The sequence below is a fragment of the Pseudomonas sputi genome (assembly GCF_021603585.1).
Lineage (GTDB): Bacteria > Pseudomonadota > Gammaproteobacteria > Pseudomonadales > Pseudomonadaceae > Aquipseudomonas > Aquipseudomonas sputi.
This window is the reverse complement of record NZ_BQHI01000011.1, coordinates 134,652-161,143: the sequence shown is the minus strand read 5'-3', so window position 1 is coordinate 161,143 and position 26,492 is coordinate 134,652. Positions and strand designations below refer to the sequence as shown.

General features: G+C 62.2%; 22 protein-coding genes and 1 riboswitch. Of the genes, 7 read left to right on the top strand and 15 right to left on the bottom strand.

The annotated features are described in order from the left end of the window. Window positions 1-3: 3 nt before the first annotated feature. Entirely contained in the window at window positions 4-855 is an 852-nt protein-coding gene (gene motA / locus L6D81_RS17275; protein WP_236181193.1) for a flagellar motor stator protein MotA, read from the bottom strand. Window positions 856-1,022: 167 nt separating this feature from the next. Between motA and L6D81_RS17270 the strand changes: the two genes are divergently transcribed. The 3 genes from L6D81_RS17270 to asd are packed head-to-tail and all read left to right on the top strand — an operon-like array spanning window position 1,023 to window position 4,295. After that, window positions 1,023-2,561 carry an HDOD domain-containing protein gene (locus L6D81_RS17270; protein ID WP_236181192.1) on the top strand — a complete coding sequence of 513 codons (1,539 nt, stop codon included), beginning with the start codon at window positions 1,023-1,025 and terminating at the stop codon, window positions 2,559-2,561. A gap of 39 nt (window positions 2,562-2,600) precedes the next feature. Then, complete coding sequence (locus L6D81_RS17265; RefSeq protein ID WP_236181191.1) at window positions 2,601-3,416, top strand: rhodanese-like domain-containing protein; 816 nt, start codon at window positions 2,601-2,603, stop codon at window positions 3,414-3,416. A gap of 18 nt (window positions 3,417-3,434) precedes the next feature. After that, entirely contained in the window at window positions 3,435-4,295 is an 861-nt protein-coding gene (gene asd / locus L6D81_RS17260; RefSeq protein WP_134021611.1) for an archaetidylserine decarboxylase, read from the top strand. Between the two features lie 60 nt (window positions 4,296-4,355). Here asd and L6D81_RS17255 read toward each other — a convergent pair whose 3' ends face one another. Beyond that, a complete protein-coding gene (locus tag L6D81_RS17255; RefSeq protein ID WP_064379080.1) occupies window positions 4,356-4,757 on the bottom strand; it encodes a lectin OAA family protein in 402 nt (133 codons plus the stop codon). 222 nt (window positions 4,758-4,979) lie between these two features. Between L6D81_RS17255 and L6D81_RS17250 the strand changes: the two genes are divergently transcribed. After that, window positions 4,980-6,734: a molecular chaperone gene (locus L6D81_RS17250; protein ID WP_236181190.1), complete on the top strand. Its 1,755-nt coding sequence runs from the start codon at window positions 4,980-4,982 to the stop codon at window positions 6,732-6,734. A gap of 39 nt (window positions 6,735-6,773) precedes the next feature. Here L6D81_RS17250 and serB read toward each other — a convergent pair whose 3' ends face one another. Continuing rightward, a complete protein-coding gene (gene serB, locus L6D81_RS17245) occupies window positions 6,774-7,988 on the bottom strand; it encodes a phosphoserine phosphatase SerB (protein ID WP_039766615.1) in 1,215 nt (404 codons plus the stop codon). Window positions 7,989-8,122: 134 nt separating this feature from the next. Between serB and L6D81_RS17240 the strand changes: the two genes are divergently transcribed. Then, window positions 8,123-9,631, top strand: coding sequence for an AhpA/YtjB family protein (locus L6D81_RS17240; protein ID WP_236181189.1), 1,509 nt, complete (start codon window positions 8,123-8,125; stop codon window positions 9,629-9,631). A gap of 149 nt (window positions 9,632-9,780) precedes the next feature. Here L6D81_RS17240 and L6D81_RS17235 read toward each other — a convergent pair whose 3' ends face one another. The 9 genes from L6D81_RS17235 to L6D81_RS17195 form a co-directional block, all read right to left on the bottom strand. After that, the gene (locus L6D81_RS17235; RefSeq protein WP_236181188.1) at window positions 9,781-10,491 is read right to left on the bottom strand and encodes a PqiC family protein; all 711 of its coding nucleotides are present in this window, start codon (window positions 10,489-10,491) and stop codon (window positions 9,781-9,783) included. Between the two features lie 177 nt (window positions 10,492-10,668). Next, window positions 10,669-12,933 carry a DNA topoisomerase IV subunit A gene (parC, locus tag L6D81_RS17230; RefSeq protein WP_236181187.1) on the bottom strand — a complete coding sequence of 755 codons (2,265 nt, stop codon included), beginning with the start codon at window positions 12,931-12,933 and terminating at the stop codon, window positions 10,669-10,671. A 7-nt stretch (window positions 12,934-12,940) separates the two neighbouring features. Continuing rightward, window positions 12,941-13,465: a retropepsin-like aspartic protease family protein gene (locus L6D81_RS17225; protein ID WP_236181186.1), complete on the bottom strand. Its 525-nt coding sequence runs from the start codon at window positions 13,463-13,465 to the stop codon at window positions 12,941-12,943. Further along, on the bottom strand, window positions 13,462-14,451 hold the full coding sequence (locus L6D81_RS17220) for an esterase-like activity of phytase family protein (RefSeq protein WP_236181185.1): 990 nt from the start codon (window positions 14,449-14,451) through the stop codon (window positions 13,462-13,464). The genes L6D81_RS17225 and L6D81_RS17220 overlap by 4 nt, the downstream gene beginning before the upstream one ends. Continuing rightward, window positions 14,451-16,358 (bottom strand): DNA topoisomerase IV subunit B, encoded by a 1,908-nt coding sequence (gene parE, locus L6D81_RS17215; protein WP_236181184.1) that lies wholly within the window; start codon window positions 16,356-16,358, stop codon window positions 14,451-14,453. The genes L6D81_RS17220 and parE overlap by 1 nt, the downstream gene beginning before the upstream one ends. Before the next feature lie 41 nt (window positions 16,359-16,399). Further along, a complete protein-coding gene (locus L6D81_RS17210) occupies window positions 16,400-17,008 on the bottom strand; it encodes a YqiA/YcfP family alpha/beta fold hydrolase (RefSeq protein ID WP_236181183.1) in 609 nt (202 codons plus the stop codon). Between the two features lie 96 nt (window positions 17,009-17,104). Then, window positions 17,105-17,920 carry a 3',5'-cyclic-AMP phosphodiesterase gene (cpdA, locus tag L6D81_RS17205; RefSeq protein WP_236181182.1) on the bottom strand — a complete coding sequence of 272 codons (816 nt, stop codon included), beginning with the start codon at window positions 17,918-17,920 and terminating at the stop codon, window positions 17,105-17,107. 105 nt (window positions 17,921-18,025) lie between these two features. After that, entirely contained in the window at window positions 18,026-18,478 is a 453-nt protein-coding gene (locus L6D81_RS17200) for a DUF1249 domain-containing protein (RefSeq protein WP_236181181.1), read from the bottom strand. Continuing rightward, on the bottom strand, window positions 18,469-19,086 hold the full coding sequence (locus L6D81_RS17195; RefSeq protein WP_236181180.1) for an NUDIX domain-containing protein: 618 nt from the start codon (window positions 19,084-19,086) through the stop codon (window positions 18,469-18,471). Before L6D81_RS17195 ends, L6D81_RS17200 begins: the two co-directional genes overlap by 10 nt. 221 nt (window positions 19,087-19,307) lie before the next feature. On the opposite strand from L6D81_RS17195, the gene L6D81_RS17190 reads away from it, so the two are divergent. After that, window positions 19,308-20,054: an RsiV family protein gene (locus L6D81_RS17190; RefSeq protein WP_236181179.1), complete on the top strand. Its 747-nt coding sequence runs from the start codon at window positions 19,308-19,310 to the stop codon at window positions 20,052-20,054. On the opposite strand, the gene cytX is transcribed toward L6D81_RS17190, so the two are convergent. Then, window positions 20,023-21,315 carry a putative hydroxymethylpyrimidine transporter CytX gene (cytX, locus tag L6D81_RS17185; protein ID WP_236181178.1) on the bottom strand — a complete coding sequence of 431 codons (1,293 nt, stop codon included), beginning with the start codon at window positions 21,313-21,315 and terminating at the stop codon, window positions 20,023-20,025. The two genes, L6D81_RS17190 and cytX, sit on opposite strands and share 32 nt — an antisense overlap. Before the next feature lie 84 nt (window positions 21,316-21,399). Then, window positions 21,400-23,289, bottom strand: coding sequence for a phosphomethylpyrimidine synthase ThiC (thiC, locus tag L6D81_RS17180; RefSeq protein ID WP_108559280.1), 1,890 nt, complete (start codon window positions 23,287-23,289; stop codon window positions 21,400-21,402). A gap of 146 nt (window positions 23,290-23,435) precedes the next feature. Then, window positions 23,436-23,541, bottom strand: a riboswitch (TPP riboswitch). A 196-nt stretch (window positions 23,542-23,737) separates the two neighbouring features. Here thiC and L6D81_RS17175 point away from each other — a divergent pair. Beyond that, window positions 23,738-25,171 carry a TolC family outer membrane protein gene (locus L6D81_RS17175; RefSeq protein WP_236181177.1) on the top strand — a complete coding sequence of 478 codons (1,434 nt, stop codon included), beginning with the start codon at window positions 23,738-23,740 and terminating at the stop codon, window positions 25,169-25,171. 31 nt (window positions 25,172-25,202) lie between these two features. Here L6D81_RS17175 and waaA read toward each other — a convergent pair whose 3' ends face one another. Continuing rightward, complete coding sequence (waaA, locus tag L6D81_RS17170) at window positions 25,203-26,483, bottom strand: lipid IV(A) 3-deoxy-D-manno-octulosonic acid transferase (protein ID WP_236181176.1); 1,281 nt, start codon at window positions 26,481-26,483, stop codon at window positions 25,203-25,205. Between the last annotated feature and the right edge of the window lie 9 nt (window positions 26,484-26,492).

The following is a 26,492-nucleotide window of genomic DNA, read 5'->3' as shown; positions in this document are numbered from 1 at the left end:
GACTTAGCGACCGCGAACGGCTTGTTCCAGCTCGGCAAAGCTTGGACGGTGAGCCGGGTACAGAACCTTGCGACCGAACTCGACAGCCAGCGACGGCGGCATGCCGGAAGCCGAAGCCACCAGCGAGGCCTTGATGGCTTCGTAGACGTTCAGTTCTTCCTTGGCATCGTGGGCCAGGGAGTGCGCCAGCGGGCCGAAGAAACCGTACGCCGCGAGAATACCGAAGAAGGTACCCACGAGTGCCGCACCTACGTGCAGACCGATGGACTTCTGATCGCCGTCACCCAGAGACGCCATGGTCACCACGATACCCAGTACCGCCGCGACGATACCGAAACCCGGCATGCCGTCGGCAATGCCGTTGACGGCGTGCGACGGGTGCTCCAGTTCTTCTTTCAGGCTGTAAAGCTCCATGTCGAACAGGCCTTCCAGCTCGTGGGGAGCCATGTTGCCGGAGGACATGATGCGCAGGTAATCGCAGATGAACGCGGTCATGCGTTCGTCTTTCAGTACCGCCGGGTACTTGGCGAAGATCGGGCTCGCGGCGGCGTCTTCGATGTCGCCCTCGATGGCCATCATGCCTTCGCGGCGGCTCTTGTTGAGGATCTCGTAGATCAGGCCCAGCACTTCAAGATAGAACGTGTGACTGAAACGCGAACTGAACATGCTCAAGGACTTCTTGAGCACGTGCATCGTCATGTAGCCGGGGTTGGCCTGGAGGAATGCTCCGAGTGCCGCACCGCCGATGATCAGCACCTCGAAGGGCTGGATCAGAGCGGCAATCTTGCCGTGGGAGAGCACGTATCCGCCGAGCACGCTCGCGAATACGACGATGATGCCGATAATTTTAGCCATAGGTAGAAAGGTACTTGTTTAAGTCGGGTTCAAGGTCATATTCGGAAGTTAAAAAATCTCTTCTTCTACTTATCGGCAAAACTGCGCCAGACTATAGCCAGTTCAGGCGAAAAGCCAATTTAGCCCACGCCGGGCGCGTCTACAGTCAGTGAAGATCTCGTCCAGACATGGCTAATGAAACGAACGTCCCACACGCACAACCGACCACACTCGATGGCTGGGTGAAGCTGCTCGACAGCGTTCGCCTGCCGGTGCCGCAAGATGCCCATGACCGGGTGTGCCGGGCGATTCGCGATGACCGCAGATCGCTGCGCGACATCGCCGACCTGATGCAAGACAGTCCGGCGCTGGCCCTGAGCATCATCCGGGAGGCCAACCGCCACACCCACGGCAACATGGCCGCACCGGCAGAAAACCTCGAAGTGGCGATCAATCGCCTCGGCCTGGCCCGCACCGAAGAGTTGCTGGCGCGCCTGCCCGCCGAACCTGCCGCACAGATCCCCCAGGCCCTGCGCCAGTTGCAGATGATCAGCCAGCACGCCACGCAACAGGCCAACGGTTTTTTCGCCAGTCGCCTCGCGCGGCTGTGGCAGGACATTCATTGGGGCAGCCTGCTGTTTCTGTCGCCGCTGTGGCCATTGGCGCTGACCTTTCCCAAACTGCTTGAAGAGTGGGAAGTGCGGGTTATCCACAAGGGTGAATCCGCGCGAGTCGTGGAAAAACAGCTGTTCGGCGTGCGTCTGCTGAAAATCGGCGAAGCGCTGGTGCAAGCCTGGCGTTTGCCGATCTGGGTGCAGCAAGGCTATCGGCTGTTGCTGACCGAGCAACGTGAACTGGTCAAGGTCCTGCGCATCGCTCGCGATGTCGATCACCCGCTGCGCCAGCAAAACCGCCTCGACGACGATCCGACCCTGCGCCGCTGGCTCAACCAGCCGGCCAACACCGTGCTGTTGGCCAACGGTCTGGCACTCTCGGCGCAACAGGCCTGGGACTGTCCGCACAGCGAGCGCTGGCAATACCTGACCAGTCTTTACCTGCAAATTTCCATGGATGAAGTGCAACAGCAATTGCACCAGCAAGCCGCCGTCAGCGCTCGCCATCATTTCATGCCCGACCTGTGGCACCCGGCGGTCTCGCTGCTGTGGCCCTGGGGCACCCGGCGCCTGCCCGCCGGCATGCTGCCGGCCGCGGCGCCGTCCGCTGAAGACCTGACCCAGTGGCGCCGGCAATGCGCCGAACTGCTGGCGGTGCCAAGCCGTTTCACCAATGCCATGAGCCTGACCGTCGCCGCCCGCGACGCGCTGGTCGCCAGCGGCATGCGCCGGGTGATGATCCTGATGGCCGACCGCAGCCACGCCAATCTGCGCGTCCATCAAATTTCGGGATTGCCGAAGGACGCTGCTGCACTGAATTTCGTCGTCAGCCAGAGTTCGGTGCTACAACGCTTGCTCGCGCAGCAGGCGCAAGTGCGGATCACCCCGGACAACAACGCCCAGTTTTCCGCCCTGCTGCCGCCTTCGCTGCGTACGCTGTTCCGTGGCGAACACCTGTTCCTGCGTTCGCTGGTGAACAACGGCCGAGTGATCATGATCGTGGTCGCCGACCAGGGAGGCGGGCCGCTCGCCGACATCACCGTACAAGCCTTCGGCAAAACCGCGCAGTGCATCGAGAAAGCCCTGCACAGTTTTAGCCAGCGCGGCCAATGACAGCTACAATCCCTCCCCTTTGTGCTCTGGAGACCTCACATGTCTGATTTCTCTGGCCTGGCCCTGGTGATCGAGCCGAGCGACCTGCTGCCGCGCCTCGACTCCCGCGATCTGATTCTGGTGGATCTGACCAGTGCCGCCCGCTACGCCGAGGGACACATTCCCGGCGCACGCTTCGTCGATCCGAAACGCACCCAGCTGGGTCAGGCGCCGGCTCCGGGGCTGTTGCCGAGCAAGGAAAAACTCGAAGAACTGTTCGGTGAGCTGGGTCATCGCAAGGACGCGGTCTACGTGGTCTATGACGACGAAGGCGGCGGCTGGGCCGGGCGCTTCATCTGGCTGCTCGACGTGATCGGTCACGCCAACTACCACTACCTCGACGGCGGTCTGCCGGCGTGGCTGGCAGAAGGTTCGCCGATGTCGATCCAGGTGCCTCCGGCGGTGGGTGGGCCGGTTGCCCTGACCCTGCACGAGGACCCGACGGCCACCCGCGAATACCTGCAAAGCCGTCTCGGCGCCGCTGACCTGGCAATCTGGGACGCCCGCGGGCCGCTGGAATACTCTGGCGAAAAGGTCCTGGCGGCCAAGGGTGGACACATCCCCGGCGCGGTCAACTTCGAATGGACCGCAGGCATGGATCAGGCGCGCCAGTTGCGCATCCGTACCGACATGCCGAAGATCCTGGAAAACCTCGGGATCACCAAGGACAAAGAAATCATCACCCACTGCCAGACCCATCACCGGTCCGGTTTCACCTATCTGGTGGCCAAGGCCCTCGGTTATCCGCGGGTCAAGGGCTACGCCGGTTCCTGGGGCGAATGGGGCAACCACCCCGACACCCCCGTCGAGCTTTAAGGATTTTTAAGGACAGTCATGAAAGAGCGTTTGTTTATCATCAGCCAATACCTGCTGCCGCATCACCTGCTGTCGCGCCTGGCCGGCTGCGTCGCCGAGTGCCGCGTGCGCTGGTTCAAGAATGCCTTCACCACCTGGTTCGCCAAGCGTTATCAAGTGGACATGTCGCAGGCACTGGTTGAAGACGTGACCGCTTACGAGCACTTCAATGCCTTTTTCACCCGTGCGCTGAAAGACGGCGCACGTCCACTGGACCAGACCCCGGGCGCGATCCTCAGCCCGGCCGACGGTGCGATCAGCCAGCTCGGCCCGATCGAGCACGGTCGCATCTTCCAGGCCAAGGGCCACAGCTTCAGCGTGCTGGAACTGCTGGGAGGCGATGCGGCCAATGCGGCGCCGTTCATGGGCGGCGAGTTCGCCACCGTTTACCTGTCGCCGAAGGATTACCATCGCGTACACATGCCGCTGGCCGGCACCCTGCGCGAAATGGTCTACATCCCGGGCCGGATCTTCTCGGTCAACCAGACCACCGCAGAAAACGTTCCGGAACTGTTCGCCCGCAACGAGCGCGTGGCGTGCATCTTCGACACCGAGCGCGGGCCGATGGCCGTGGTGCTGGTGGGCGCGATGATCGTGGCATCGATTGAAACCGTGTGGGCCGGTTTGGTCACGCCGCCGAAGCGCGAGCTGAAAACCTTCCGTTACGACGAAGCCGCCCGTGCGCCGATTCATCTGGAAAAAGGTGCGGAACTGGGGCGCTTCAAGCTGGGTTCGACCGCGATCGTGCTGTTCGGGCCGGATCAGGTGAAATGGGTTGAAGAACTGAGAGCCGGCTCGCCGGTACAGATGGGCCAGGCCTTGGCACTGTCGAACGCCTGAACCGGTTGATCCGCCCTTTCGCACGTCTGCGAAGGGGCGGATACGACCTGGGTGGCGCCGTTACTCTATCTGCCCACGGAAGCCGATCGGCCCTTCGTTGGCGTAGGTGTTGGTGCCACTGAGGTTTTTCCCTCCGTCATTGGACGTGACGCTCAACGCGATAACGTTCTGGTTATCCCGCCCGCCGATCACCCACTTGCCACCTGGATGCCAGGGGGCATCGTTGCCACCCCACTGGTTCTCGACGTTGTACTGGTTCTGGCCAGTGCGCTGAGCCTTGAAGCCAATGGGGCCTTCGCCGGCGTAGGTCATGGTGCCGGTAAAGGTTTTGCCACCGTCGCCGGACTTGATGTCGATCGCGACGACGTTCTGGTTGTCCCGCGCGCCCAGTACCCAGGTTCCACCCGGATGCCAGGGTGCCGAACTACCGCCCCATTGATTTGCCACTGCGTATTTAGACATGAACCTCATCTCCTTGAAGTTTCGGGAGACCTGCCCCGACGTTGACGGCAGGCCGTGCAACCGTGCGTTTCCGATCGCACGTCTGAGAGCCTAGTAGCGCCTGCGGAAATGGCACCAGGCCAGCAGACCAACGGTAAAAAAGCCTGACAAACGCCTGCGAAACAGACCACAACTGCTAGAGTTTTTGGCATTGCCCTATTCGCCGCCGGAGCTTGTCACGGCATGAGTGAGCCACGATTCCGACCACCACTGAGCGCCCCGACGCCCACGCGGCTGCGCCTGTCCTTCTGTGAAGCCACCCCGCGCGACCTCAAACGCTGGATCGCCGACCTGCCCAAGGCCAACATCGGCGAGACCGCCCGCCTGCTGTACCAGGGCCTCGGCGAACTCAATCAACTGCTGACCCCCAGCGACAACCGCCTGCACCTGCTGGAACTGCTGCGGCCCGAGGTGTATTTCGTCTGCCAGTACCTTGAGCGGCATTTTCTGCATCAGGCGATCATGCTCGATGAGCGCTCACGCAAGATCAGCAACCTGTGCCAGGCCCTGCAAAGTCAGCTGGCCATCGGTTACAAACACATCATTCTGCGGATCGCCCCCAAGTACTCCCGGGATCGCGCAGCCCTGGTGAGCGAAGCGCTGCAACGTGCGGCTCATGCACTGAAAGGGCAACTGGTTCGCGCCACGCAGTTGTACAGCCCGCCGCCGGAACAGCTGTGGTTTGAACTGCATCAGTTGTTTCGCTGCGCCTGTGAACTGCAATTGCAGCATCGCCGGGTACGCGACGACCTCGCCAGTCTGACCGCAGAGCTGAGCGTCGAGCAGACCTACCTTGCGGCCCTGTTGCTGGGTAGCGCCCGCTGCAATCAGTTGCGGCAGAATCAGATCGCACGCCTGGCTCAAGTGGTGGAGCCCTGGAGCGCGTGGCTGAAGCTGCATCCCGCCAACCCGGGCGAGGGCTTGTTCGCGGTCTCGGCAGACATCGACGCCGGTCCGCGCTACCGCTCGCAGTTTCGCAGCCAGCAACAATCAGGGCTGCTCGGCTTCGATCCGCAACCGCTGGTGAATGCCATCGAGGCTCACCTGCTGCATCAGGACGCAACGACACCACTGCCGGTGCCGGCCGGCTTGACCCTCGACACCCTGCACCATTTGCACGCGACCTGGGGCGAAGCCGCCGAGCGCAGCTTCCAGCGCACCGTCGGCCAGGGCAACCTGACCGTGTGCGTCGGCATGAGCGCCCTGCACTTCTACCTCGGCGGTGAACGCACCTTCAGCGAACTGCTCAAGCACCCCGGAACCCGTGCGGCAAATTTCAGCCGCGCGGTGGCTCAGGGCGAGAAGGACAGCTGGAGCCAGGCGTTCGATGCCGCGCCGCAGGGCACGTCCGACGAATTGTTGCCCTACGAAGAAATCCGCTACGAACCGCTGGCCGACGACGAAAGCGACTCCGACAGCCCGCCGCATTACCCGACCTATGCGTTGCCCGTCATCAACCACAGCCCCGGCGGTTACTGCCTGGCCTGGCCAAAAGAAGTACCTGCCGAATTGCAGGCCGGGGAAATGGTCGGGATTCAGGACAGTCTCAATCAGGGCTGGAGCATTGCCGTGGTGCGCTGGATCCGCCAGGTGCGCGGCGCCGGCACGCAGATGGGCATCGAACTGGTGGCACCACACGCTCAGCCCTGCGGCTTGCAGTTGGTGCGCACCCGGGATGATCACAGCCATTACCTGCGAGGGTTGTTATTGCCGGAGATCAGTGCGATCGACTTGCCGGCGACGTTACTGGCGCCACGGCTGCCGTTTCAGGAAGGCAATAAAGTGCTGATCAACACCCAGGGTGAAGAGCACCGCGCCGGGCTGGATCGGCGAGTGGCCAGCACCCACAGTTTCAATCAGTTTGCCTATCGCTCGCTGGAAACCGCGCAGGATGGCGGCAGCGAAGAGGATTTCGACTCGTTGTGGAAATCCCTTTGAGCCAGGACCGCCGCCCAGGGCTGCGATCCTGTGCCTTGGTCAGAGCTGCCCGTCGCGATCGCGGAAGCCCAGCAGGTACAGCACGCCATCCAGCCCGAGGGTCGAGATCGCCTGCTTCGCCGACTGCTTGACCAGCGGTTTGGCGCGAAACGCCACGCCCAGACCGGCAATCGCCAGCATCGGCAGGTCGTTGGCGCCATCGCCCACGGCGATGGTCTGTTCCAGGCGCAAACCTTCTTTTTCAGCCAGCTGTTTCAGCAGATCGGCCTTGCGCTGGGCATCGACAATCGGCTCGATCGCCACGCCGGTGCACTTGCCGTCGACCACTTCCAGCTCGTTGGCGAACACATAGTCGATGCCGAGTTTGGCCTGCAATTGCTTGGCGAAGTAGGTGAAACCGCCGGACAGGATCGCGGTCTTGTAGCCCAGACGCTTGAGTTCGGCGAACAGGGTCTCGGCACCTTCGGTCAGACGCAGCGAGGCGCCGATCGAGTCGAGCACGCTCACGTCCAGCCCCTTGAGCAAGGCCAGACGCTCTTTGAAGCTGGCGCGGAAGTCCAGCTCGCCGGCCATTGCCCGTTCGGTGATTTGCGAAACCTGATCGCCAACGCCGGCGGCTTTGGCCAGTTCATCGATGACTTCGGCTTCGATCAGGGTCGAGTCCATGTCGAACACCGCCAGACGACGATTGCGACGGAACAGCGAGTCTTCCTGGAAGGCGATATCGACGTTGAGTTCCTGGGCTACGCTGAGGAACTCGGCGCGCAGGGCCTGCGGGTCGGCCGCTTCGCCACGCACGGAGAATTCGATGCAGCCCTTGCCCTTGTCGGCCGGGGTGTCGAGCGGCATGCGACCCGACAGACGGTCGATATGGTCGATGTTCAGACCGTATTTGGCGGTGATCGAGCTCACCGCCTGCAACTGGCCGGCGGTGACCTTGCGGGTCAGCAGGGTGACGATGTGGCGTTTTTTGCCCTGATTGCCCACCCATTGCTGGTAATCCTCTTCGGACACCGGGGTGAAGCGCACCTGCTGGTCGAGCTCGTAGCCTTTGAACAGGATGTCCTTGAGCACCGACTTGCCTTGCTCGGAGTCGGGAATTTCCACAAGGATGCCGAACGAGAGCATGTCGTGGATCACCGCCTGACCGATGTCGAGGATATTCACACCACCCTGGGCCAGAACACCGGTAATGGCCGCCGTCAGACCCGGACGGTCGACTCCCGTGATGTTAATCAGGACGATTTCGCGCAACGCGCACCCCCGCAACTGGAAAAAAACCGCATTCTACCCACTTTCAGTGACCATCGGGCACCGCCAGCGCTTTGCCGGTCTAGGGCCTGTCGCTATACTGCGCGTCAACTTCACGGACAAAAGAGCCGAGCTCAGTGAACCGGCCCACGCCAGTTAAAACCGATAACTTCTTTCTGCTGATCTTCCGTGCACTGCGCCACCGCCGTGTACCGATTGCACTGCGCATTGCCAGCCATAACGTGATCCTGGTCGCTCTGGCCCTGGTGATCTATGCCTGCGTGATGGGCCTGCAGTTCAAGCAGGCCATGCACGAGCAGGCTGATGCGCTGGGCGAAAGCCTGACCACGCAGACCGCCACCTCCGCCACCGAGCTGCTGGTGTCCAACGACATCCTCAGCCTCAACGTGCTGCTCAACAACCTGACCAAGAACAAGCTGGTGGCCCACGCCGCCATCTACAGCGTGGACAACCGCATCCTCGCCGAGTCCGGCCAGCGGCCCAAGCACGGCCTGCTGGGCGAGGCCGAGGGCATGTACGAGAGCAAGATCACCTTCCAGGACGTGACCGCCGGGCAACTGCGCATCAGCCTGGACATGGATCAGTTCCAGCAGCCGATGACCATCAGCCTGCAAAGCATGGGCATCCTGAGTGCGATCCTGCTGGCATTGTCCCTGGCCCTGAGCCTGCGTCTGGGTCGGCACATCTCTACACCGCTGCTGCAACTGCGCGTGTGGCTGCGTCGGATCGACGAATACACCCCGGGTATCGAGCGCCAGGATGAGATCGGCGATCTTGCCCGCCAGTTGCACGCCAACTACGCCCCGGAGCCGGCGGAACCGGAGCCAGAGCCGGAACCCGAATTCGAGGACGACGAGCCGGAATTCGAAGTGCGCAACCTGCGTGATCCGAGTTTCGACGAAAGCCGCCCGATGACCGCGCAGAAACCTGCGCCACGCCATGTCGTCAGCACCGTTGAAGACGACGATGACGAAGACCCGTTCGCCGATCTGCGTGACGAATCGCTGAGCGATGTCGCACAACCGGCGGTGCGCCGGCCGACTCCGAGCGTGCCGCAGCACTCGGCGGTGCTGGCGGTGCAACTGGGCTCACAGGAACAACTTCGGCGTTTGCCGCGGGCACGCCTGGAAGAGTTGCAGGATCGCTATCGCGATTGCCTGGAGCAGGCTGCTTCGCTGTATCAGGGCGAAATCGAAACCCTGAACGACGGCAGTACGCTAATGCTGTTCCACACCGAGGACAGCGGCGACGATTACCTGACCAACGCCATCTGCTGCGGCGAACTGCTGCGGGCACTGGGCCACCAGTTGCAGATCGAAGTCGCCGACAGCGGCATCACCCTGCAATTGCAGCTGGGCCTGACCCTGGGCGACGAGCTGTTCGGCCTGAGCCAGATCGACCTGCTGCTGACCGACTCCGCCCAGGACGCCCTGGCCCTGTCGCAACACAGCCGCAACCTGCTGCTGGTTGAGCGCAAGATCGGTGACGATGCACTGATCCGTCAGCGTGCGCGGATCCGGCCGATCGCCAGCCCTGAGGGTGCGTGCTGCGTAGAGCGATTGATGGAGCCCTATCCGTCGATGCTCGAGCGGCAACTGGCGCGGATGCATGAGCGCCGGGCCTGAGGCCTTGCCCTTGATGTGAAGAAGCCCGCAGACGAGTGATTGTCTGTGGGCTTTTTTGTGCGTGGTGTTTTGGTGATTGCGCCAGGCTTTGGAGCCCCAGAAACAACAAAGCCCGCACAAGGCGGGCTCTGTTCTGAGTCGATCCAGTCCTAGAAGCGAAACACTTCCATGTCGGTGCGAATCGGCGAAGCCATTGGAATCTTCGGCTGCTTCTCGGCTTCCGCCGCCGGTGCTGCCGGTTTCGCTGCCGATTTGCGCGGCGCCTCGGCGACCGGTGGCTGATTGGCCAAGGGCTTGAGCGCTACCGACAACTGCGCGGCCAAGCGCTGCAACAACACGCCTTGCGCCTGTACCTGAGCGGCGGTGGTGCCGGCATGCTGTTCCTGCAGATGCACGATGCGATTGTCCCGCACCTGACCACGACGGTCGATCAGACGCCACTGCGCGTCCAGAATCGCCGGTTGCTTGGCACCGGAATCCAGACGAGTGATGGTCAACAGCACCTGCACATCAGGGGTGAAGCCCACCGTGGCCGGCGCCAGCACTACGCGCTGACTGTCCAGATGCCCGGCAACCTGACGCAACAGCAGTTGATCGATGTCCGACGAAAGGCTACCGGCCCAGCGACCATCGGTCGAAGCCTGCAGGCTGCCGTCCGGTTGACGTTGCAACAACGTTTCCCGTTGCAGGTAATCGGCAACGATCACAGGGCCCAGCAAAACTGCCATGCCCGCGCTTTGCGCAGGCTGAGCCGGACTTCCGCTGTCCAGCTGATACAGCGACACCGGCTGGTGAACACTGCAACCCGCCAGGCCAAGAACGCCGGCGAGCAGGAAAATAAGGGGGCGCAGAGAAGTCATCATCCCGTCCAGGTGGCCGCCACAAGGCTGACCACAGTGAAAATACTCAAAAAATATGAAGAACGCTCGGCCACGCCGACGCTTTGAAAGGCCATATCATCCGTGAATATGCGTTCCGACTCCAGCGCCAAAGCGCCGATCTACGGGTTAAATCGTAGATCGGAGCCTCTAGGACGCTTAATTGAGGTTTTCGACGAGCAGCGCATCCACCCTTTGGAAGCCTCGTGGCAGTTTGTTGCCACGGCGACCACGCTCACCTTTGTAGTGTTCGAGGTCGTCGGCCTTCAGCGACAAAGTGCGTTTTCCGGCCTGCAGCACCAAGGTTGCGCCTTCAGGAAGAACGGCGATGTCCGTGACATATTCTTCGCGACTGGCCACGCGCTCACCGGAAATACCGATGATCTTGTTGCCTTTGCCCTTCCCTAATTGTGGCAGGTCGCTGATCTTGAAGATCAACAGGCGCCCCTCGGTCGTCACCGAAGCCAGCCAGTTGTGCTCGCGGTCGGCGACCGGACGCGGCGCAATCACCTTGGCGTTGTTCGGCAGGCTCAACAGAGCCTTGCCAGCCTTGTTCTTGGCTTGCAGGTCTTCGCCTTTCACCACGAAACCGTAGCCGGCATCGGAGGCGATCACGTACAGCGAGTCCTCCTCAGGCATCAGCACACATTCGAACGTTGCCCCCGGCGGCGGCGTCAGACGGCCCGTCAACGGCTCGCCCTGGCCCCGTGCCGATGGCAGGGTATGGGTTGCCAGCGAGTAACTGCGACCCGTGGAGTCGATGACCACGGCCGACTGGTTCGAACGCCCCGCCGCCGAAGTCTTGAAGCCATCCCCGGCCTTGTATGACAGGCCAGTGGCATCGATATCGTGGCCCTTGGCCGAACGGATCCAGCCTTTTTCCGACAGCACAACGGTGACTTTCTCGTTCGGCAGCAGATCGTGCTCGGTCAGCGCCTTGGCTTCAGCGCGTTCGACGATTGGCGACCGACGGTCGTCGCCGTAGGTTTCGGCGTCTTTCAACAGTTCACTGCGAACCAGCTTCTTCAACTTGGCTTCGCTGCCCAGCAGGGCTTGCAGCTTGGCCTGTTCCTTGAGCAGTTCGTCCTGCTCGTCGCGCAGTTTCATCTCTTCCAGTCGCGCCAACTGACGCAGACGGGTGTCGAGAATGTAGTCGGCCTGGATTTCGCTGAGGGCGAAACGCTCGATCAGCTTGGCTTTCGGATGCTCTTCGGTGCGGATGATGTGGATCACTTCATCCAGGTTGAGGTAGGCAATCAGCAAACCGTCCAACAGGTGCAGGCGGCGCTCGACCTTGTCGAGGCGAAATTGCAGGCGGCGACGCACGGTCAGCACGCGGAACTCCAGCCACTCAACCAGCAACGCACGGAGGTTTTTCAGCTGCGGCTTGCCGTCCAGACCGATGATGTTGACGTTGACCCGGTAGGTCGACTCCAGCTCGGTGCTGGCGAACAGATGCTGCATCAGCGCGTCGTGATCGACGCGGCTGTTGACCGGGATGATCACGATGCGGCACGGATTTTCGTGGTCGGATTCGTCGCGAAGATCGGCAATCTGCGGCGCTTTCGACGGTTTGGCCTGCATCAGCGCAGCGATCTGCTCCAGCACTTTGGCCCCGGAGACCTGGTGCGGCAGCGCGGTGACGATGATGTCACCGTCCTCGACGTGGTACACGGCGCGCATGCGCACCGAGCCCTTGCCGGTTTCGTACATTTTCAGCAGGTCGGCGCGCGGGGTGATGATTTCCGCTTCGGTCGGGTAGTCCGGACCCTGAATGTGTTCGCAGAGCTGTTCGACCGTGGCTTTTGGCTCATCGAGCAGGCGCACGCACGCGGTGGCGACTTCGCGCAGGTTGTGCGGCGGCACGTCGGTGGCCATGCCCACGGCGATACCGGTGGTGCCGTTGAGCAGGATGTTCGGCAAACGTGCCGGCAACACCAAAGGTTCCTGCAGGGTACCGTCGAAGTTCGGACCCCAGTCCGCGGTGCCCTGGCCCAATTCGCTGAGCAGCACTTCGGAGTAACGCGACAGCCGCGCTTCGGTGTAACGCATGGCGGCGAAGGATTTGGGGTCGTCCGGCGCACCCCAGTTGCCCTGGCCGTCCACCAGCGTGTAGCGGTAGCTGAACGGCTGGGCCATCAGCACCATCGCTTCGTAACACGCCGAGTCGCCGTGCGGGTGGAACTTGCCGAGCACGTCGCCGACGGTACGCGCCGACTTCTTGTGCTTGGAATCGGCATCCAGCCCCAGCTCGCTCATGGCGTAGACGATACGCCGCTGTACCGGTTTCAGGCCGTCGCCGATATGCGGCAGGGCGCGGTCCATGATCACGTACATGGAGTAGTTGAGGTAGGCATTTTCGGTGAAGTCAGCCAGCGAGCGGCGTTCTACACCGTCCAGGCTGAGATCAAGGGAGTCGCTCATGCGGGCCTCATCGGTTCGTTGTCTGGCGCAGCAGCATGGTGCCACCGCGCTGGGTAAATTCAAGTTTGTTCAGGGCGCTCATGCCGAGCAGCACCTGATCGCCATGCAGGCCGGGCGCCACCAGTGCGCGGACGTCCCGCAGCACGATGTCGCCCAGTTGCAGGCGGTCGATACGGGTGCGATAGCCCTGGCTCAGGCCATTGGCCGTGCTCAGGGTCACACCGAAACCTTCTTCCAGCCTGAGATCTTTCGCCACCTTGGCCGGGATTGCCACGTCGGTCGCGCCGGTGTCGAGCATGAACTCCACCGGCCGACCGTTGATCAGGCCGCTGGCGACAAAATGTCCCTGGGCGTTGCCGATCAATTTCACTTCGATAAAGCCCTTACCCTGCTGCGAAGCCACTTCCACATTGGGATTACGCTGGCGTTCTTCCCACTGGCCGAAAAACCGCGTGGCCAGAAACAGCGCCGCACACCACGCCAGAATCATCAGCACCCGGCCGGCGCGCCTGCCCGGTGGTTGCTGGCTCACGGCTTGGCGCTCCAGCCACCTTCAGGCGCGGCGAAACGCCAGATAATCGGGCGAACCTCGCCATCGGCGCGCGGGCCGAAATTGTTGTCGACGCCGATCCAGGCGCCTTGAGCATCGACGACCAGCGCCTCTTCCAGCCCGAAGTTCTGCGAATACCGCCGATTGGCCTGCAACAGCTCGGCCGCATACGACCAGCAGAGCTCGACCTTGGCCGTCTGCGCATCGCGACGGCAGATCTGGTAGGCGTTGCGCTCAAGGGTAAACAGTTTGCCGTTGAACAGGGACACGTCGGAAAAATCGCGATTGACCGGCCGGGCTTTCGGGAACTGCGGCGGTTGCATTTCCATCCCGCCTTCGCTGAGCAATACGCAGCGGCCGTCACAATCCCACACCGTTTGCTGGCGCTTGATCAGCAGCAAGCCGCGACTCTGCCGCTCGGCAGCCAGCCACATCTGGTCGCCCGCCGGGTTGATCGCCAAGCCTTCAAACAGAGCGTTGAACTGCAGCAGCATCCCGCTGGCCCGCGCTTCGCGAACCATCATCGGCGAGATTTTCAGCCACGCCGAAGGCCCCTGCGGCGGCACTTGCAACACCGCGGCATGGGCCTCGCTGACGATGTAACGGTTGCCGGCCCCGTCGCAACTGATGCCCTCGAAATCCAGATCGCCGCCACGAATGAATGACGCCGCCCAGGTGCGCGAACTGATGCCCCACGGCAAACCGCTGTCCGGCACTTTCGGCGGATCGATACGCACGGCCGTGGCTTGCCAGACCCGGTCGCGGGTGTCGAGACGGTAGATCTGGTCATCGTCGCGATCCGAAACGCTCCACAGGTCGTTGCCGCACAAGGCCAGCCCCGACAGGTTGCCGCCGCGCATGCCCTCGACCGGGTGTTCGGCGAGCACGCGCAGCTCTTGCACAGGCTCTGCCGACACCGTCATCGAACCCAGCAGCAACGCACCCGCCAAGGCCCAGCCAAACCGCATCAGGCCAGAACCTCGGCAAGGTTTCCCTTGGATTCGAGCCAGGTCTTGCGGTCGCCGGCACGTTTTTTCGCCAGCAGCATGTCCATCATTTCCGAGGTCTGGGCGAAGTCGTCCCCGAGGGTCAACTGCACCAGGCGCCGGGTGTTCGGGTCCATGGTGGTTTCGCGCAGTTGCGGCGGGTTCATTTCACCCAGGCCTTTGAATCGGGTGACCTGCGGTTTGCCACGTTTCTTCTCGGCCACCAGACGGTCGAGAATCCCGTCGCGCTCGGCGTCGTCGAGGGCGTAGTAGATCTCCTTGCCCAGGTCGATGCGGTACAGCGGCGGCATTGCCACGTAGACGTGACCGGCATCCACCAGCGGGCGGAAATGCTGGACGAACAAGGCGCACAGCAAGGTGGCGATGTGCAGACCGTCGGAGTCGGCGTCGGCGAGGATGCAGATCTTGCCGTAGCGCAGCTGGCTCATGTCCTCGGCGCCCGGATCGACACCGATGGCCACCGCGATGTTGTGCACTTCCTGGCTGGCCAGCACTTCGCTGCCGTCGACTTCCCAGGTGTTGAGGATTTTGCCGCGCAACGGCAGGATCGCCTGGAACTCCTTGTCCCGCGCCTGTTTGGCCGAACCGCCGGCGGAATCACCTTCCACCAGGAACAGCTCGGAACGCATCGGGTCCTGCCCGGCGCAATCGGCCAGCTTGCCCGGTAATGCCGGGCCCTGGGTGATGCGCTTGCGCTCGACCTTTTTGCTGGCCTTCAGGCGACGGCCGGCGTTGCTGATCGCCAGTTCGGCCAGCGCCAGACCGGTTTCCGGGTTGGCGTTGAGCCACAGACTGAACGCGTCCTTGACCACACCGGAGACAAACGCCGCCGCTTCACGGGACGACAGACGCTCCTTGGTCTGGCCGGAGAATTGCGGCTCCTGCATTTTCATCGACAGAACGAAAGCGATGCGCTCCCAGACGTCTTCCGGCGCCAGCTTCACGCCGCGCGGCAGCAGGCTGCGGAATTCGCAGAATTCGCGCATCGCATCGAGCAGCCCCTGACGCAGACCGTTGACGTGGGTGCCGCCCTGCTCCGTCGGGATCAGGTTGACGTAGCTTTCAGTGACCGAGGTGCCACCTTCCGGCAGCCACAGCAAGGCCCACTCGACCGCTTCCTTGGTACCGGCCAGGTTGCCGCAGAACGGCGCATCCGGCAGACGCTCGAATTCACTGACCGCATCCACCAGGTAGGAGCGCAGGCCATCTTCGTAGTGCCACTCGACCTTCTCGCCAGTGCCTTTGTCTTCGAAGCTGATCAGCAGCCCCGGGCACAGAACGGCCTTGGCCTTGAGCACGTGCTTGAGGCGGCTGATGGAGAATTTTGGCGAATCGAAGTATTTCGGATCCGGCGCGAAGTACACGCTGGTACCGGTATTGCGCTTGCCAACGGTGCCGATCACTTGCAGATCGGTGGCCTTGAAGCCGTCGGCGAAGGTCATTTCGTACTCGTTGCCGTCACGCTTGACCCGCACCCGCACCTGGGTCGACAGCGCGTTGACCACCGAAATACCCACCCCGTGCAGACCGCCGGAGAACTGGTAGTTCTTGTTGGAAAACTTGCCGCCCGCATGGAGCTTGGTGAGGATCAGTTCGACGCCCGACACGCCCTCTTCCGGGTGGATGTCGACCGGCATGCCACGGCCGTCGTCGCAGACTTCCAGCGAGTGATCGGCGTGGAGGATGACCTGGATCGATTTGGCGTGGCCGGCCAGGGCTTCGTCGACGCTGTTGTCGATGACTTCCTGGGCAAGGTGGTTCGGCCGACTGGTGTCGGTGTACATGCCGGGGCGTTTGCGCACCGGGTCGAGGCCCGAGAGGACTTCGATGGCGTCGGCGTTATAGGAGCTAGCGCTGGGAGTGGCCATAGGGTCTCGTCGTCAGTAATTCAATGAAATGGGGCAAGACTTCACAGTGCGTTGAAATCGATTGCCTGATAGGTATCGGCGCCAATCCCGGCAAAGCTGAGCAATGCCGGCAATTGTGTAACAAAACCCTGGAAACTGTGGTCGCCGCCGGCCTGAATGCGCAAGGCACAAGCCCGGTAATACTGCTGGGCAAGGCGATAATCCAGCGTTTCATCCCCGGTCTGCAACCACACCTGATAGCGCTGTGGATCCTGCGGTGCCGGCACTTCCAGCTCGGCCAGGGCCGTCACGTGATCGTGGGTCAGCTCCCAGGTTTCGTCGGTGTACAGGTTTTTCTGGGTGCCCAGGTATCCGTCGAACATCCGGTGCGGACTGACGGCCGGGTTGACCAGCAGGGCTTTCAGGCCATGGCGCTCGGCCAGGTGAGTCGCATAGTAGCCGCCGAGCGAGCTTCCCACCAGCAATGGCCGCCCCAGTTCGGCGATTGCCTGTTCCAGCTGACCGATGGCTTCGCGCGGGTGGTGATGCAGCGCCGGGACACGCAGTTGATCGCTCAGGCCCAGCCGTTCCATCACCTCGACCAGCTGACAGGCCTTCTTCGAGGCCGGCGCACTGTTGAAACCATGGATATAGAGAATCGAACCGGACATTTGAGCTCCCTGGGCGTCGGCTGAAGAAAGCGGAGTTTACAGGGAGTCGAGGGGTGTTGGGCCAGCACCCGAGGAAATCAGCGCTGCCCCCGTCCATCAGTAACCGTTGGAGCCGTAATCCACCTGAAAATTGAAACCGGTGACACGTTCCACGCCAGTCTCCAGCCGACCATCCGGCCACAACCGCAACCAGCGATACCCCGGCGCCTGCTCGCCGACCTTGAAGTCTTCACTGCCCGGCTCGAACTGAATGCAGGTCGACGGCGAGGCAATCAGCCGCACGCCGTTGCGCTCGCGATCGATCTCCTGATGGACATGCCCCCACAACACGGCGCGGGCCTGCGGGAAACGATCGAGCACCTCGAAAAAGGCTTCCGGATTGCGCAAACCGATCGGTTCCATCCAGGCGCAACCGATCGACACCGGATGGTGGTGGAAGCACACCAGATGATGGCGATCCGGCGCTTCGCTCAGGGAACGGGCGAGCAATTGCAGTTGATCATCCTGCAGATACCCCGGCACCGATCCGGGCACTGCCGAATCGAGCAGGGTCACGCGCCAGTTGCCGACATCCACCACGGACTCCAGCAATGCACTCTTCACCGTCGCCTGCGCCATGATGTGCGGTTCGTCGTGGTTGCCGGGGATCCAGCGGGCCGGCGCGTCGATCTGCGCCGTCATCTGGCGAAACAGCTGATAAGACTCCAGCGTACCGTCCTGGGACAGGTCGCCGCTGGCAACGATCAGGTCGATCCGCGGTTGCTGCTCAAGCACCAGCTCGATGACTTTTTGCAGGCTCTCGCGGGTGTTCATGCCCAGCAGCGTTCCATCCGCCTCGGCGAACAGATGACTGTCAGAGAGTTGCACCAGCAACGCCGTATCGGCGGTGGTCAAAGTCGATACGCTCGGCAAGGCGTTCTCCCCGGGGATCACGGGACTGGATAGGTGCGGCAATTATGCGGGGGGACAGCGCAAAGAGAAACCGGCGAACCGGACGCAGTTCACAACTTGCGGCGGTTATCGGACCGCCGCGTATTCGTGTCCGCACGCCAGGCAGTGACTCAACCATTCGCCCAGGAACAGATTGAGCTGGGACTTTTCATCCGGCTGATGCATGGCCGCATTCGGGTAAGGATAGACGCCGCGAAAACGTCGCGCATGCTCGGCGCTGACCACCTCGGCCATGCGCGCGTCGTGATAGACCTGCACTTCCAGTTGCGGCACCGGCAGCCACGGCAGGCTGTGTTCCTGGCGCACTTGCAGGGTCGTGGTGTACGGACAGGCCTGCAGCACTTCCAGAGTCAGCACGCCAAGCATCTGGTCGCCCTGGGTCACGGCGATGCGCCGGGCTTCGGGGTCGCTGCGCATGTCCGGCAACAGTCGCATCAGGCGCGCGTAGTTCGCCTCGCAGGCGGCTTGCAGCCCCACGAGGTCGACGCGGTAGCGATCGCGCAACTTGTTTACGACCATAGCCCCCTCACTTCGGCGCGATTGAGCGCCAGCCACTGCAAGGCGATGATGCTCGCCGCATTGGCAATCCGTCCGTCACGTACGGCCTGCAAGGCATCTTCAAAGGCCCAGACCGTGACGCGAATATCTTCGGCTTCTTCCTCCAGCCCATGCAGGCCGCCCGCGCCTTCGGTGCTGCAACGCCCCAGATACAAATGCACGAATTCGTTGCTGCCACCCGGCGACGGAAAGTATTTGGTCATCGGCCACAAGGCCTTGATGTCCAGCCCAGCTTCCTCCTGTGCCTCGCGGTGAGCAACTTCTTCCGGCTGTTCGTCCTTGTCGATCAGACCGGCGACCAGTTCCACCAGCCACGGGTTGTCCGCCTTGCCCAGAGCGCCGACACGAAACTGTTCGATCAGCACCACTTCATCGCGCTGCGGATCGTAAGGCAGCATGCACACGGCATCGTGGCGCACGAACAGCTCACGATTGATTTCGCGGCTCATGCCACCGGCGAACAGTTCGTGGCGCAAGTGCAGACGGTCGAGCTTGTAGAAGCCCTTGTAGCACTGCTCGCGTCGCACGATATCGACGGCGGTGGGAATGGCTTTGGCAAAATCGGTCATGAGCATCCTCTTTACTGCAAATCCAACACGAGGCGCCTTACCGGCAACCTCGACTTCGCGCCATCCTAACGCGCCCGTGACGTTTGATGCAGCCCCTTTACTGTCAGCGGGATGGACGGTGGAGGCGAAACCCACTCTAATTAGCTTAGTGGCGAACTGACCGCTTCGTTGAGAGTCGAAGCGGTAACTTTTTGCCTTCCCCTGCTTCAGAAAGGACGCCCATGTCGCTTTTCAAAATCGCCTCCGTGGCCGCCATCGCCCTGACCCTGGGCGCCTGCGCCAGCCTGTTCCAGCCCAACTACCGCACGCCGCTGGAAACCACCCGCGACGCCTCGGAAACGCTGAAACCGGGTTGTTCCAACCAGGACTGCCCGCTGGTGAACATCGATACGCTGCGCTTCCCGGCAGAACCGGCGCTGGACGGCATCATCGAAAAACGCCTGCTGCAAATGACCCGCACCGCACCGAACTCCCCGGTGGCGCCGACGCTGGCAGCGTATCGCGAGCAGTTCCTGGCCAACGCCGGCCCGCGCAACAGCAGCTATTTGCAGGCGAAAGTACGCGAGCAGCATGACGGTCTGGTGATCATCGAAACCTCGAGCTACCTGGACACCGGCGGTGCCCACGGTACGCCGGGACGCGGTTTCATCAACTATTCGCGCCAGCAGCACAAGGTACTGACCCTCTCGGACATGTTGCTGCCGGGTCAGGAAGAGGCGTTCTGGAAAGCGGCGCAAGTCGCGCACAACAGCTGGCTGATCAGCACCAAGCTCGATCAGGAACCGGAATTCGTGAAGAGCTGGCCGTTCGTTAAAACCCCGAACGTGGCACTGACCTACGGCGGTGTGATCCTCAAGTACGACGTGACCACCATTGCGCCTTATGCGCTGGGCCACGTCGAACTGAAGATCCCTTACCCGCGCCTGAACGGCATTCTCAAGCCCGAGCTGTTTCCCGGCCGTAACTGAAAGCCCGGCCGAGCACGAGTTGCAGCAGCCCTGCCAGCACCAGCGCCGGCAGGGTTGCGCCGACATCCGGGTACAGATTGGCCAGCAGGTGATAGGTGCTGATGCCACCCAGCCAGGCCAATAGCGCCGGCCAGCGCAACGCGGCCGACGCCACCTGAGCACTGCGCTTGCGCAGGATGAAATGATCCACCAGCACCACGCCGAACAGCGGCGCGAACACCGAACCGATCAACAGCAGGAAGTTCTGGTACTGCGCCAATGGCGCGAGCAAGGCGATCAGGGTGCAGATCACACCGATGGCCAGCGCCAGATGCTCGACTTTCAGACGCAACACAATCCCGCTGGAAACCGCCGCCGAGTGAATGTCGGCGAATGCGTTTTCCGACTCGTCCAGCAGAATCAGCAGCAGCGGAATGCCCAGGCCGGCACCGGCCAGTGCCAGCAGCAGCGCGTTGACTTCACCACTTGGCGCAAAGGCCAGGGTGTAGGCCACGCCCAGGCTCATCAGCCAGAAGTTGCCAATGAAGAAACCGATCGCCGTGCCGCCGAATACGTTCTTCGCCCGCTTGCCGAAACGCGAGTAGTCGGCAATCAGCGGCAGCCACGACAGCGGCATCGCAATCGCAATGTCGAAACCCACGGCGAGCGGCATCGAGCCATCCCCGGCCTGCGCCCACAAGGCGGCGAGATCGGCCTTGGCGAAGAGATTCCAGGTCAGCCAGAGGCACGCGGCCAGAATCAGCCAGATGCCCCATTTGCGCAGGATCTTGCGCACGAACGTCAACGGCCCGCTGACCGCGAGCAAGGTCGCCAGCGCACCGAAGCACAGCGTCCACAACATCGGACTGGCCCACAGCGAACCTTCGCTGAATGCACGAGTGCCGAGCAGGCTCGCCGCATCGCGCATGACGATGATTTCGAACGAACCCCAACCGATCAGTTGCAGCAGGTTAAGCAGCGCCGGCAGGCTCGCGCCTTTGCTGCCGAGGCTGAGTTTCAGCGCGGCCATCGACGACAGGCCGGTGTCGCTGCCGATCACGCCAACGGCAGCCAGCAACAGGACGCCGACCAGGGTGCCAAGGAAAATCGCCAGCAGTGATCCCGACAGGCCCAGCCCCGGCGCCAGCAACGCGCCGGTCTGCAACACCATCAGGCCGATGCCGAGGGAAAACCACAGGGAAAAGAGATCACGACCGCCGAACACACGCTTGTCGGCGGACACGGCGAGGTCGGGGGAATAAGTACCGGGTTGAATGCTCAAGGGTGTTATCTCGGAGGAGTATTTTTTGTCATTGAGATCTTTGTGATCGTTCCCACGCTCCGCGTGGGAACGATCAGTGCGGGATCAAACTTTTTTGTACAGCTGACTGCCTTCCTTCCTGAACCGCTCGGCCTGCTCCGCCAGGCCCTGGGCGACATCCACGTCGACCGCATCGATCCGCTGGTTGGCCGCGTATTCGCGGACTTCCTGTGTGATCTTCATCGAGCAGAATTTCGGCCCGCACATCGAACAGAAATGCGCGACCTTCGCCGAATCCTTCGGCAGGGTTTCATCGTGATACGAACGGGCGGTGTCCGGGTCCAGACCGAGGTTGAACTGGTCTTCCCAGCGGAATTCGAAACGCGCCTTGCTCAAGGCGTTGTCGCGGATCTGCGCGCCCGGATGTCCTTTGGCCAAATCCGCCGCATGGGCCGCGATCTTGTAGGTGATGATCCCGGTCTTCACGTCATCCTTGTTCGGCAGCCCCAGGTGTTCCTTCGGCGTCACGTAGCAGAGCATCGCGCAACCGAACCAGCCGATCATCGCCGCACCGATGCCGGAGGTGATGTGGTCATAACCCGGCGCAATGTCGGTGGTCAGCGGGCCGAGGGTGTAGAACGGCGCCTCGTCGCAGCACTCCAGCTGCTTGTCCATGTTCTCCTTGATCAACTGCATCGGCACGTGGCCCGGGCCTTCGATCATGCATTGCACGTCGTGCTTCCAGGCGATCTTGGTCAGTTCGCCGAGGGTTTCCAGTTCGCCGAATTGCGCTTCGTCGTTGGCGTCGGCAATCGAGCCCGGACGCAGGCCGTCGCCCAGCGAGAAGCTGACGTCGTAGGCCTTCATGATTTCGCAGATTTCGTCGAAGTGGGTGTAGAGGAAGTTCTCTTTGTGGTGAGCCAGGCACCACTTGGCCATGATCGAACCGCCACGGGACACGATGCCGGTCACCCGTTTGGCGGTCAGCGGCACGTAGCGCAGCAACACGCCGGCGTGGATGGTGAAGTAGTCGACGCCCTGCTCCGCCTGCTCGATCAGCGTGTCGCGGAACAATTCCCAGGTCAGGTCTTCGGCGACGCCATTGACCTTTTCCAGCGCCTGATAGATCGGCACGGTGCCGATCGGTACCGGCGAGTTGCGGATGATCCACTCGCGGGTTTCGTGGATGTGCTTGCCGGTGGACAAGTCCATCACCGTGTCCGAACCCCAGCGAATGCCCCAGGTCAGTTTCGCCACTTCTTCTTCGATGGACGAACCCAACGCACTGTTGCCGATGTTGCCGTTGATCTTCACCAGGAAGTTACGGCCGATGATCATCGGCTCGAGTTCGACGTGGTTGATGTTGGCGGGAATGATTGCGCGGCCACGGGCAATTTCCTCACGGACGAACTCAGGGGTGATTTCTTTCGGGATGCTCGCGCCGAAGCTGTGGCCGGCGTGCTGCTGCTTCAACAGGCCGGCAGCGCGGGCCTCTTGCAGCTTCATGTTTTCGCGGATGGCGACGTATTCCATCTCCGCAGTGATGATGCCTTTGCGGGCGTAGTGCATCTGACTGACGTTGGCACCGGCCTTGGCGCGGCGCGGGTTGTTGACGTGGGCGAAGCGCAGCTTGGTCAGCTCAGGGTCGGCGAGGCGTTCCTGGCCGAAGTTGGAGCTCAGGCCTGGCAGGCGCTCGGTGTCGCCACGGTCGTCGATCCACGCCGAACGCACATCACCCAGACCTTTGCGCACATCGATCACCACGTTCGGATCGGTGTACGGGCCCGAGGTGTCGTAGACGGTGACCGGCGCGTTGATTTCGCCGCCGAAGTCGGTCGGGGTCACATCGAGGGTGATTTCGCGCATCGGCACGCGGATGTCCGGGCGGGAGCCCTGAACGTAGACTTTTTGCGAACGGGTGAACGGTTGAACCGACTGCTCGTCGACCTTGGCCGAGTCACTCAGGTTGATCGCGTTTTTAGATTTTGTAGTCATCACGGGCTCTCCAGACAGCATCCAGGCAGTGGATTGTCGGAGCAGAACCTGAAAGGCACGGACGCACCAGGACTGGTGCTGTGCATCGTCGTCGAGCGTTCGATTGTCGAACAATATCCCGGACGAAGCACAAGAGGACTCGCCGGGTGACGAGAAATCTTGTTCCCTACGCAGGCGCTAACCTGATCAGGTTCAACGGGATCCGAAATTATTCGATCTCAGCCTCATATCAAGGCACCCCGACAAGAACCCGGCCAGTCTAGACACAACCGGCAAAGAACGCCAACACCGCGGCAAACACCATGATGAATGGCGCAATTGGCAGATTGTTGCCTGCGGCCTGCGCAACTACACTCGCTACGCCATGCTGCGCCTTGACGCTGCAGGGGCCGCGCCTTACCTTTGGCGCCCGGATTATTTCCATAATATTCATGCTAGGGATCGCCTCATGCTGCGCAAACTCTCACTGGCTGTCGCCGTGTCTTGTGCGTCCACCGCAACGGCCTGGGCAGCAGAAGCGCCTTTATCGACCAAGACTGATCTGGTCAGCGTCTATCAGGAAGCCGTCGACAACAACGCCGACCTGGCCGCCGCCCGCGCCCAGTACGGCGCGCAGAAAGAGGTCGTGCCCCAGGCCCGCGCCGGGCTGCTGCCGAATCTGTCCGGCGGTGCTGAAGTCGCCAACGTGCGCACGTCGATCGACCAGCCCTCGGCCATCGCCAATCGCAGCGCGCACTCCTATCAGGCGACCCTGGCACAACCGCTGTTCCGCGCCGATCGCTGGTTCCAGTACCAGGCCGCCAAGGACGTCAACGAGCAGGCCGCACTGCAACTCTCGGCCACCGAGCAGAACCTGATCCTGCAAACCGCCGAAAGCTACTTCAACGTATTGCGCAGCCAGGACAACCTGGCCTCGACCAAGGCCGAGGAAGCCGCGTTCAAGCGCCAGCTCGACCAGTCCAACGAGCGCTTCGACGTGGGCCTGTCGGACAAGACCGACGTGCTGCAATCGCAAGCCAGTTACGACACCGCACGGGCCAACCGGATCGTCGCCCAGCGTCAGGTCGATGATGCGTTCGAAGCGCTGATCACCCTGACCAACCGCCAGTACAACTCGATCCAGGGCATCGTCCACACCCTGCCGATCCTGCCGCCGGCACCGAACGACGCCAAGGCCTGGGTCGATACCGCCGCGAAACAGAACCTTAATCTGCTGGCCAGCAACTACGCGGTCAGCTCCGCCGAACAGACCCTGAAACAGCGCAAGGCCGGCCACCTGCCGACCCTCGACGCCGTGGCCAAATACGAAAAAGGCGACAACGACGCCCTCGGTTTCTCCAACCCGAACGCGTTCGGTACGCCTTACAGTGGCAACGTCGAGCAAAGCACCGTGGGCCTGCAACTGAACATCCCGATCTACAGCGGCGGGCTGACCAGTTCGCAAGTGCGCGAGTCCTATTCACGGCTCGACCAGACCGAACAGCAGCGTGAAGGCCTGCGTCGGCAAGTGGTAGAGAACACTCGCAACCTGCACCGTGCAGTGAACACCGACGTCGAGCAGGTGCAGGCGCGCCGCCAGTCGATCATCTCCAACCAGAGCGCGGTGGAAGCCACGGAAATCGGCTATCAGGTGGGCACGCGCAACATCGTCGATGTGCTCGACGCCCAGCGTCAGCTCTACACCTCGGTGCGCAACTACAACAACACCCGCTACGACTACATCCTCGATAACCTGCGCCTGAAACAGGCGGCAGGGACGTTGAACCCGGGTGACTTGCAGGATCTGACCCGCTACCTGAAGGCCGACTACAACCCGGACAAGGATTTCCTGCCGCCGGATCTGGCCAAGGCTGCCGAAGCCCAGCTCAAGGCCCGGCCCTGAACAAAAAACGCAGCCCTGAGGCTGCGTTTTTTTATGCGCGGTCGATCAACCTTCCAAGGCCATCGAGCAAGCGCTGCAACGCGCCCTGATTGCGGCGCATCACGCTCAGCCCGGCTTCTGCCATGCGTTGTGCGTCACGCGGCAGTTCAAACAGACGCTGCACTTCTGTCGCCAGACCTTCGGCGTCATCCACCTCGGCCAACGCCCCGGCGCTGCGCAATTGCGCGGCAATGTCGAGGAAGTTGAACAGATGGGGGCCGCTGATCACCGGTTTCGCCAGCGCGGCCGGCTCCAGCAGGTTGTGCCCGCCGTTGGGCACCAGGCTGCCGCCGACGAATGCGCTGTCGGCCAGGGCATAGAGAAACAGCAGCTCGCCCATGGTGTCGCCGAGCAGCACCGAAGTCTGCGCATCGACATTCGCACCGGTCGAACGGCGCACCGTGGCCAAGCCTTCACGCTGACACAACTCGAACACCGAGTTGAAACGCTCCGGGTGACGCGGCACCAGAATCAGCAGCGCATCGGGATGGTTGGCCAACAGGCGACGGTGAGCATTCAGCACCACTTCGTCTTCGCCTTCATGGGTGCTGGCGGCGATCCACACCGGACGCTCCAGCGCCTGCCATTGGCCACGCAGTTCAGCAGCGCGTTGCAGCAGTTGCGGGTCGATAGTCAGATCGAACTTGATCGAGCCGGTGACTTCGACTGTCTCAGGGCGCGCACCGAGATCACGGAAGCGCTGGGCTTCGGCCTCGGTCTGCACGGCGAACAGGCTCATCTCGGCGAGCATCGGCGCGGTCAGTTGGCTGAACCGGCCATAACCCTTGGCCGAACGCTCTGACAGGCGCCCGTTGGCCAATGCCACCGCAATCCCGCGTTTGGCACATTGGTGAATGTGGTTGGGCCACAGTTCGGTTTCCATGATCACTGCCAGTTTCGGCTGCACGCGATCCAGAAAACGCGCCGCCGCGCAGGGCAAGTCGTAAGGCAAGTAGCAGTGCTGGATGCGTGGCTCGTTGGCGAACATCGCGTGAATGCGTTCCGATCCGGTCGGCGTCATGCAGGTCACGGTGATCGGCAGTTGTGGATAACGTTGCAGCAGCGCACGGATCATCGGCGCGGCGGCGATGCTCTCGCCCACCGACACGGCGTGAACCCAGATGCCGCCCGGTTGCAAGGTCGGCATGCCATAGGAGAAACGTTCGCCAATCCGCTTGGCATACGCGGGCGCCTTGCGCGAACGCAGCCACAGCCGAATCGCCACCAATGGCAGCCCCAGGTAAAACAGCGCGGTGTAGAGAGTTCTATTCATGGCGGCGGA

Coding starts and splice junctions, on each gene's coding strand:
- motA (WP_236181193.1), bottom strand. CDS start 855: ATGGCTAAAATTATCGGCATCATCGTCGTATTCGCGAGCGTGCTCGGC.
- L6D81_RS17270 (WP_236181192.1), top strand. CDS start 1,023: ATGGCTAATGAAACGAACGTCCCACACGCACAACCGACCACACTCGAT.
- L6D81_RS17265 (WP_236181191.1), top strand. CDS start 2,601: ATGTCTGATTTCTCTGGCCTGGCCCTGGTGATCGAGCCGAGCGACCTG.
- asd (WP_134021611.1), top strand. CDS start 3,435: ATGAAAGAGCGTTTGTTTATCATCAGCCAATACCTGCTGCCGCATCAC.
- L6D81_RS17255 (WP_064379080.1), bottom strand. CDS start 4,757: ATGTCTAAATACGCAGTGGCAAATCAATGGGGCGGTAGTTCGGCACCC.
- L6D81_RS17250 (WP_236181190.1), top strand. CDS start 4,980: ATGAGTGAGCCACGATTCCGACCACCACTGAGCGCCCCGACGCCCACG.
- L6D81_RS17235 (WP_236181188.1), bottom strand. CDS start 10,491: ATGACTTCTCTGCGCCCCCTTATTTTCCTGCTCGCCGGCGTTCTTGGC.
- parC (WP_236181187.1), bottom strand. CDS start 12,933: ATGAGCGACTCCCTTGATCTCAGCCTGGACGGTGTAGAACGCCGCTCG.
- L6D81_RS17220 (WP_236181185.1), bottom strand. CDS start 14,451: ATGCGGTTTGGCTGGGCCTTGGCGGGTGCGTTGCTGCTGGGTTCGATG.
- parE (WP_236181184.1), bottom strand. CDS start 16,358: ATGGCCACTCCCAGCGCTAGCTCCTATAACGCCGACGCCATCGAAGTC.
- L6D81_RS17210 (WP_236181183.1), bottom strand. CDS start 17,008: ATGTCCGGTTCGATTCTCTATATCCATGGTTTCAACAGTGCGCCGGCC.
- L6D81_RS17200 (WP_236181181.1), bottom strand. CDS start 18,478: ATGGTCGTAAACAAGTTGCGCGATCGCTACCGCGTCGACCTCGTGGGG.
- L6D81_RS17195 (WP_236181180.1), bottom strand. CDS start 19,086: ATGACCGATTTTGCCAAAGCCATTCCCACCGCCGTCGATATCGTGCGA.
- L6D81_RS17190 (WP_236181179.1), top strand. CDS start 19,308: ATGTCGCTTTTCAAAATCGCCTCCGTGGCCGCCATCGCCCTGACCCTG.
- thiC (WP_108559280.1), bottom strand. CDS start 23,289: ATGACTACAAAATCTAAAAACGCGATCAACCTGAGTGACTCGGCCAAG.
- L6D81_RS17175 (WP_236181177.1), top strand. CDS start 23,738: ATGCTGCGCAAACTCTCACTGGCTGTCGCCGTGTCTTGTGCGTCCACC.
- waaA (WP_236181176.1), bottom strand. CDS start 26,483: ATGAATAGAACTCTCTACACCGCGCTGTTTTACCTGGGGCTGCCATTG.